Here is a 6,938-nt window from a genome sequence, read left to right on the forward strand (position 1 = left end):
CTCCCTACCCAGTTCTCGCGGGCAGCCGGCGGCGGCTGCCTACCGCGCCCGCCTCCCGCGGCCCGGCGTCTCGCCCCCCCCCCCCCCCCCCCCTCCGCTCACCCTCGGGTCACAACGACAGCTCCGGCTTCAACCGGCCGGGCGTCCACACCCGCTGCCGCCAGGCGGCGATCGTGCTCAGCAGCAGCCCCGCCACCAGGTAGGCGATCAGCACCAGCGCGGACGTGCCCGCGGCCTCCAGGCCCGGCCCGCCGTAGAGCAGGTGCCGCAGCGCGGTGACCACGTAGCTCAGCGGCAGCACCTGGTGCAGCGGGTGCAGCGGCGCCGGGATCGTCTGCCACGGGAACGTGCCGCCCGCGGTGACCAGCTGCAGCACCAGCACGATCAGCGCGATGAATTTGCCCTTCGGCCCGAACGCCGCGTTCAGCGCGTGCACCACGGCGGTGAACGCGAACGAGGTCAGCACCAGGAACCCGAGCGTCAGCCACGGGTGCGCCGGGCTCACCCCGACGCCGAACACCACGACCAGGTACAGCAGCACGGCCTGCGCGATGCCCACGATCCCGGCGGGCAGCCACCCGCCGACCGCGATCTTCCACGGCGCCACCCCGGAGGCCAGCGCGCGCTGGGACAGCGGCCGCATGATCAGGAACAGCACGAACCCGCCGATCCACAGCGCGAGCCCCATGAAGAACGGGGCGAGCCCCGCGCCGTAGGTGGCGGCCTTGACCTGCGCGTCGTTGTTCACCGCCACCGGGTCGCCGATGGTGCGCGCGGTGTCCTCCCTGGTGGCGTCGTCCAGGTCGGGGATGTCCTGCGCGCCCTTGCCGAGCTCGTCGGCCAGCGTGTGCGATCCGTCGACGAGCTGCCCGGAACCGTCGGCGAGCTGGTGCGATCCGTCGGCGAGCCGGTCGGCGACGTCGGTGCGCTCCTCGGTGCCGGTGACGGCCTGCTGCTCGCCCTGGTGCAGCTGCCGGGCGCCGGAGTCGAGTTCACCGCCGCCGCCGACGAGGGTGCCCGCGCCGTCGTTGAGCTGCCCGATGGCACCGGTCAGCGCGGGCGTGGAGTCGGCCAGCTTCCGGTTCCCGTCGGCGACCTGCCGCGATCCGTCGGCGAGCTCGTCGATCTGCCCGATCTGGGCCTGCACCTTGTCGTTGGCGTCGGTGATGGGCTGGTTGAGCTCGTCGAGGTGGGCGAGCACCCGCTGCACGGTCTGCTCGTCGGCGCCGGTGGCGCGCAGCTGCTCGGCGATGCGGCTCTTGGTCTGCTCCAGGTCGTCGACGAAGCCCTGCGAGACGTCGCCGAGCTTGCCCGCGGTGTCGGCGAGCTTCTCGTTGCCCTGGGCGACCTGCTCGGCGCCGTCGGCGAGCTTCGCGGACTGCTCGGGCAGCGGCGCGGTGCGCTCCTGCAGCTGCTGGAGTCCGCCGCGCAGCTGCTGAGCACCGTCGGCGAGCCGTCCGGTCCCGTCGGCGAGCCTGCCGGAGCCGTCCAGCAGCTGCCGCTGCCCGTCGAGCAGCTGGTGCGCGCCGGAGGACAGCTGCCCGGTGCCCTCCTCAGCGGTGCCGAGCCCGTCCTGCAGCCGCCCGGCGCCGTCGGCGAGCTTGCCCGCGCCGTCGGCGGCCTCCAGCGTCTTGTCGTGCACCGTGCCGTAGCCGAGCAGCAGCTGGTCGGCGGCTTCGGTGCCCGCGTCGGCGGCGACGGCCTTGCGCACCTCGCCTGCGACCTTGTCGGCGATCGTGGAGATCAAGTAGTTGTTGGTGTCGTTGGTGACCAGCCGCAGCTGCGCCTGCCGGGGTTCGAAGTCGCCGGGCGACATCAGCGCCGCGGAGAAGTCGCGCGGCACGACGAGCGCGAACGTGTAGCGGCCCTGGGCGACGCCCTGCTCGGCGTCCTCGGCGCCGGTGCGCTGCCAGTCGAAGGAGCCGGAGTCCTCCAGCTCGTCGTAGACCTTGTCCCCGGCGTCGAGCCTGCTGCCGTCCTCCCGGGTGGCGCCCGCGTCGTCGACGACGACGGCCGCGGGCACGTCGCCGAGCCGGTTGTACGGGTCCCAGTTCGCGTACAGGTACATCGCCCCGTACAGCAGCGGAACCAGGGTGATGGCGACCAGCGCGAGCCGCGGCAGCTTGCCGGAGGTGAGCCTGCGCAGTTCGGTCAGGGCGAGGCGGAACGTGGTCATCGGGCACCTTCTTCGGCGCGGTTGTCCGCGCCCACTCGGGCATGGGGGACGGCGAGCCGGTCGGCGGTGTGCGGCGAGCAGAGCACGACGACCGCGCGCTGCCTGCGGGCCTCCCGCTTCGCCAGCTCGTACCAGGAGCCGGGGTCGCCGCCGTGCCGGTCGGGCGTGTCGAGGACCAGCGCGTCGGTGGTCTTCGCCGCGCACGCCAGGTCGACGAGCAGCCGGGTCCGCTCGGCGGCGGGCAGGTTCTCCACCCGGGTGCCCGCGTGCTCGGTGAGGTCGTGGGCGGCGAGCCAGGTCCGGACGGCGGACCGGCCCGAGCGGCGGCCCGCGATGCTGAGGCCTTCGGCGACGGCGGTGCGCACGGGCACGCTCGGTTCGGGCTCGGTGATCTCCGGTCCGTCGACGATCGCGACCCGGCGGCGCAGCGCCCTCGGGTCGTCGGCACCGTCGACGAGGACGCGGCCGCGGCTCGGCTTGAGCCGGCCGGACAGGGCGAGGGCCAGGGCGGTGTGGCCGGAGTGGGGTTCTCCGGTGACCACCAGCAGGTCTCCGCTGTTCACGTGCAGCGAGGTGGGGGCGAGCAGCGTGCTGTGCGCCCCGGTGACCTCGACTGCGTCAGCGACGATCTCCACGCGTCGTCTCGACTCCTTCACAGCGGTGGGGGTCAGCGCAGCGCCGTTGCCGGGCGCACCTCCCACATCGTCCACAGCGGCCGGTAGCCCTGGCGGGGCCAGAACACCGACGACAGCGGGTTGGGCGGGTTGTAGTAGAGGAAGCTGCCGACGACCCCGGCGCGCGCGAACTCCGCGTGCGCTTCGGCCATCAGCCGCTGTCCCACGCCGCCGCCGCGGGCCCGTTCGTGCACCGACACGCAGTTCACGTAGGCCCACCGGCCGGATCGGAGCCGGTGGCCGCCGGAGTGGCGGTCGGGGTCGATCCAGCCGCACTCGGCGAGTGCGACCGGTGTGCCGTCCTGTTCGGCCAGCCACACCGGGTCGCCTCCGGGTCCGCTTCCGGCGGCGAGCCGCAGGCGCGCTGCGTTGCGCTTGAGCTCGGCCGTCCGGGGGCGGTGCACCGATGCGCCGACGAGGGCGGCGTAGGCGTGCTCGGCGAGGGCGAGCTCGACCACGGCGTCCAGGTCGGCCGGTTCGGCGCGGCGCACCTTTACGGTACCAGACAGTTTCGTATCTAGTGCGACAGGCGGGGCGGGCGGTCGGATCGCCAGGCAGGACAGCGGGACGAAGCCGTGGTCCAGCAGCGCGCGCGACGCCTCCGCGTCCCGGCTCGGCCAGGTCACCACGCACGACGAGTCCTCGGCCGGGGCCCCGTGCGCGGCCAAGCGGCTCCGCCACTCCGCCAGGAGGGCGGCCATCCCCGCGCCCGGGTGCTCGCCGAGCAGCGGGAAGAGCTCGAAGGAATCGGTGGCCTGCCACAGGCTCTGCGCCGACCCCGGCGGGTTCCGGGTGTGCGCGACCAGCCCGGCGACCGCCGTCCCGTCCGGCAGCCGCGCCAGCAGCGGATCGCCCTTCGGCAGCAGGTACCGCTCCGGCAGCCGGTGGTCCAGCGCGGCGAACCGCGCGCACTGCCGGTCCAGCAGGTCCTGCGCGTCACCCATGTGCGCCGCCACCCCTTCGCCTAGCCGCCGGGCGACCAGGATTCTGGCAGCCCGCGACGATCACCGCGCCCGAACGGCGCGACGGGGGCGTGTCGCCCGCGGAGATCAGGCCAGTTCGCAGCAGAAGATCGACGTACCGGGGAAGAGCTTCCCGCGCAGGCTGCTCCACTGCCCCCAGGTGTGCGTGGCGCCGGCGGGCCACTCCGGCTCCACGACGTCGAGCAGCCGCAGGCCCGCGGCGTTCAGCTCCCGCACGTAGTCGCCGAGCGTCCGGTGGTGCTCCACGTACGTGGCGCGCCCGTCCCCGTCGATCTCCACGTAGGGCGTCCGGTCGAAGTAGGACTGCGCGACGGTGAGCCCACCCGGCCCGGGATCGTCCGGGAAGATCCAGCGCATCGGGTGCGTCACCGCGAACACCCAGCGCCCGCCCGGGCGCACCACGCGCGCGACCTCGCGGAAGACCGCGCCGACGTCGGCGACGAACGGCACGCCGCCGAACGCCGAGCAGGCCAGGTCGAAGCTGTCCGCGGCGAAGGGCAGCGCGTCGGCGCTGGCCTGCACCAGGGGCACCTCGATGCCGCTGTCGGCGGCGCCGCGCCGCGCGTGCCGCAGCATCCCGGCGGAGATGTCCAGCGCCACCGGGTGCGCGCCCTGCGCGGCCAGCCAGCGCGAGCAGGGGGCGGAACCCGCCCCGACCTCCAGCACCCGCTCGCCCGCGACGTCGCCGAGCAGCCGGGCGTCGGCCTCCCGGACCCGCTCGGGGCACCACACGAAGTCGCTGGTGCCCAGGAACTCGCCGTGCTCGGCCTGGTAGTCGTCGGCGTCGGCGTCCCACCACAGCCGGCTCGCCCGCCGGGACTCGGCCGCGTCGGCAGTGCGCTTGCTCACACCCGCGGTGCCCAGCGCCAGCTCCGCGGAGGCGTGCGCGGAACCGCCGTCCGGCTGGTCTTCCGTCGCCGGATCGAGTGAAATTTCGGGGGCGGCCGAATCGTCGTGCGGCATGAGAAGTCCTGTGGTTCGGTGTTTCGCCGACAAGTGGTTTGCTCCGCGATCGCGCGAACGCGTACGATACCGCCCGCGCCGTGGGTCTTAACGCGTCCGTGCATTCAGGCTGGGGAAAGACGCCCGGGACCGGCTCCGCGGGTCGGCTCCGCCGACCGCCGCTGCCGGAGCCGAGCTTCCCGGCAGGTTGCGTGCCCCGATCGGGATTAACGACGGGGGGTCCGGCGTTCGACTGTGGAGTGGTTCCGCCGGGTCCGAGGACGTGGCGGGCCGCACCGGCCGGGGAAGCAGCGGGTGACCGCTCGAACCCGATCCGGGAGTCGAACACCGCCGGGCCGAGAGCGGACGGACCTGTTCCGCCGGTTCCGCCCGCAGAGGTGTCGGTCCCGGGGGCTAAGATCCAAGGTGCAACCCCCAGCGGGTCGTGCGCGGATGCGTGCTGGTAGGTCTGCCAGCCCGGTCCGCCACCGCCGAGGCGGGGGACAACCGCAGGCAACCGACAAACTATCCGTACCGGAGCAACCCACCTGATGTCCACCGACACCACCACCGTTCCGACCACCGCCGCCACCAAGCCGCAGGTCGCGGTCAACGACGTCGGGACGGAGGAGGACTTCCTCGCCGCCGTCGACCTAACCATCAAGTACTTCAACGACGGCGACATCGTTGAGGGCACCATCGTCAAGGTCGACCGCGACGAGGTGCTGCTTGACATCGGTTACAAGACCGAGGGCGTCATCCCGTCCCGGGAGCTGTCCATCAAGCACGATGTCGACCCGGCTGAGGTCGTCACCGTCGGCGACTTCGTCGAGGCCCTCGTCCTCCAGAAGGAGGACAAGGAAGGCCGGCTGATCCTGTCCAAGAAGCGCGCCCAGTACGAGCGCGCCTGGGGCACCATCGAGGAGCTCAAGGACAAGGACGAGCCCGTCAAGGGCACCGTCATCGAGGTCGTCAAGGGCGGCCTCATCCTCGACATCGGCCTGCGCGGCTTCCTGCCCGCGTCGCTGGTCGAGATGCGCCGCGTCCGCGACCTGCAGCCCTACGTCGGCCGCGAGCTCGAGGCGAAGATCATCGAGCTGGACAAGAACCGCAACAACGTGGTCCTGTCCCGCCGCGCCTGGCTGGAGCAGACTCAGTCCGAGGTCCGCAGCGAGTTCCTCAACCAGCTGCAGAACGGCCAGGTCCGCAAGGGCGTCGTCTCCTCGATCGTCAACTTCGGTGCGTTCGTGGACCTCGGTGGCGTCGACGGCCTGGTGCACGTCTCCGAGCTGTCCTGGAAGCACATCGACCACCCGAGCGAGGTCGTCGAGGTCGGCCAGGAGGTCACGGTCGAGGTCCTCAACGTCGAGATGGACCGCGAGCGCGTCTCGCTGTCGCTGAAGGCGACGCAGGAAGACCCGTGGCGCCAGTTCGCCCGCACCCACGCGATCGGCCAGATCGTGCCGGGCAAGGTCACCAAGCTGGTGCCGTTCGGTGCGTTCGTCCGGGTCGACGAGGGCATCGAGGGCCTGGTGCACATCTCCGAGCTGGCCGAGCGCCACGTGGAGATCCCGGAGCAGGTCGTCCAGGTCGGCGACGACGTGATGATCAAGGTCATCGACATCGACCTGGAGCGTCGCCGGATCTCGCTGTCGTTGAAGCAGGCCAACGAGGGCTTCACGCCGGACTCCGAGTTCGACCCCACCCAGTACGGGATGGCCGCCGAGTACGACAACAACGGCGACTACATCTACCCGGAGGGCTTCGACCCGGAGACCCAGGAGTGGCAGGAAGGCTACGACACCCAGCGCGAGGAGTGGGAGCGCCAGTACGCCGACGCGCTGTCCCGCTACGAGCAGCACATGAAGCAGGTCGCGAAGGCCGCCGAGGCCGACGCCGAGGCCGCTGCCGCGGGTGCTTCCGGTGCGGGTTCCGAGCAGGGCGGCGGGAACTACTCGTCCTCCGGCTCGTCCGAGCAGCAGGACGACGCGGGCTCCCTGGCCAGCGACGCCCAGCTGGCCGCGCTGCGGGAGAAGCTCTCCGGCGGTGCGTGATCTGACGGTCTCCGTCTGATCCGGAACGGATAGGCACGACGGCCCCCCCCCCGGGGGGCGGGGGGGGGGGGGGGGGCCGGCGGGGGGGGGGGGGGGGGGGGGGCGGTTG

Annotated in this window: 5 protein-coding genes; 1 reads left to right on the top strand and 4 read right to left on the bottom strand. The window is 72.7% G+C overall.

What is annotated here, in order from left to right; all coding sequences use genetic code 11:
- Nucleotides 1-109: 109 nt before the first annotated feature.
- From LCD31_RS27635 to LCD31_RS27650, 4 genes are all read right to left on the bottom strand, one after another.
- Nucleotides 110-2,176 (bottom strand): YhgE/Pip domain-containing protein, encoded by a 2,067-nt coding sequence (locus tag LCD31_RS27635; RefSeq protein WP_224962923.1) that lies wholly within the window; start codon nucleotides 2,174-2,176, stop codon nucleotides 110-112.
- On the bottom strand, nucleotides 2,173-2,811 hold the full coding sequence (locus tag LCD31_RS27640; protein ID WP_224962925.1) for an ATP-binding cassette domain-containing protein: 639 nt from the start codon (nucleotides 2,809-2,811) through the stop codon (nucleotides 2,173-2,175). The genes LCD31_RS27635 and LCD31_RS27640 overlap by 4 nt, the downstream gene beginning before the upstream one ends.
- A 32-nt stretch (nucleotides 2,812-2,843) precedes the next feature.
- On the bottom strand, nucleotides 2,844-3,794 hold the full coding sequence (locus LCD31_RS27645) for a GNAT family N-acetyltransferase (protein WP_224962927.1): 951 nt from the start codon (nucleotides 3,792-3,794) through the stop codon (nucleotides 2,844-2,846).
- Between the two features lie 105 nt (nucleotides 3,795-3,899).
- Nucleotides 3,900-4,796, bottom strand: coding sequence for a class I SAM-dependent methyltransferase (locus tag LCD31_RS27650; RefSeq protein WP_224962929.1), 897 nt, complete (start codon nucleotides 4,794-4,796; stop codon nucleotides 3,900-3,902).
- 530 nt (nucleotides 4,797-5,326) lie between these two features.
- Between LCD31_RS27650 and rpsA the strand changes: the two genes are divergently transcribed.
- Nucleotides 5,327-6,829 carry a 30S ribosomal protein S1 gene (gene rpsA / locus LCD31_RS27655; RefSeq protein ID WP_224962930.1) on the top strand — a complete coding sequence of 501 codons (1,503 nt, stop codon included), beginning with the start codon at nucleotides 5,327-5,329 and terminating at the stop codon, nucleotides 6,827-6,829.
- Nucleotides 6,830-6,938: the final 109 nt, after the last annotated feature.

Source organism: Saccharopolyspora sp. 6M, assembly GCF_020176775.1.
GTDB classification, from domain to species: domain Bacteria; phylum Actinomycetota; class Actinomycetes; order Mycobacteriales; family Pseudonocardiaceae; genus Saccharopolyspora_C; species Saccharopolyspora_C gregorii.

Excerpts from the sequence above, each read along its gene's own strand:
- LCD31_RS27650 (WP_224962929.1), bottom strand. The coding sequence starts at position 4,796 with ATGCCGCACGACGATTCGGCCGCCCCCGAAATTTCACTCGATCCGGCG.
- LCD31_RS27645 (WP_224962927.1), bottom strand. The coding sequence starts at position 3,794 with ATGGGTGACGCGCAGGACCTGCTGGACCGGCAGTGCGCGCGGTTCGCC.
- rpsA (WP_224962930.1), top strand. The coding sequence starts at position 5,327 with ATGTCCACCGACACCACCACCGTTCCGACCACCGCCGCCACCAAGCCG.
- LCD31_RS27635 (WP_224962923.1), bottom strand. The coding sequence starts at position 2,176 with ATGACCACGTTCCGCCTCGCCCTGACCGAACTGCGCAGGCTCACCTCC.